At 35.4% G+C, this 813-nt stretch carries 1 protein-coding gene; it reads right to left on the reverse strand.

Translation table 11 applies throughout. From position 1 onward, the window contains the following. The coding region (locus ACP7BU_RS15330) for an IS5-like element ISAba31 family transposase (RefSeq protein WP_425880204.1) at window positions 1-733 on the reverse strand (733 nt) is incomplete at its 3' end. Window positions 734-813: the final 80 nt, after the last annotated feature.

An 813-nucleotide genomic window follows, 5' to 3' on the forward strand; every position in this document is an offset into this window, starting at 1 on the left:
ATAAAAATATACAGGCTAAAGCAACAGAACTTTGATAATTTCTTTTGAGCTTGTCATATCGAGTAGCTATTCCTCTAAATTGCTTTAATCTACAAAACATATTTTCAACTAAATGCCTGATTTTATATAAACACCAGTCCATATGGTCATTGTTCGATTGGCTATTTGTTTTCTTTGGTATATTCGCTTTAGTCCCTGTTTTCCTGATCTGTTCACGCAGTGGTTCTGAATCATAGCCTTTATCTGCACATACCACTTTTGTCTCTTTTAAATCTAATGTTGATATTAAATCAGGTGCAACTTTAACATCATGTGTGGTTCCATCGGTAATCATGAAATCAATAGGATTGCCATGTGCATCAACAATCAAATGTATTTTTGAGGAGTTTCCTCCTACACTTTTAGAAATAGATTGATTCGCTATACCGGCAGAATGTTGATGAGCACGTACATGAGAGCCATCAATAAAAATCCACTCCATATCGGGGCATGAGGCTAGTAATTTGAATAATCTAAGTAACTTACCGCTGCTTGACCAACGATTAAAACGTTTGAAAATAGAGTTTGAATGACCAAAACAAGAAGGAATATCTCGCCACGGACAGCCTGTTCTAATTCTATAGAGAATAGCTTCAATAAAATTGCGTAAATTTGAGTTGTGGTGAATGGATAAATTACGCAGAATAACTTTCAACTTTTGCCAGTGTTGATCTGTCAGCATGGTACGAGGCATAGCGAATAGTAAAATTGGGTTTGGCGATTTGATTTTACTACTTCGCTATTTTTTTAAGCTAAAAGTGTCAACACACCCTA

The sequence above is a fragment of the Acinetobacter sp. 40AMC3-4 genome (assembly GCF_049898185.1).
Taxonomy (GTDB): domain Bacteria; phylum Pseudomonadota; class Gammaproteobacteria; order Pseudomonadales; family Moraxellaceae; genus Acinetobacter.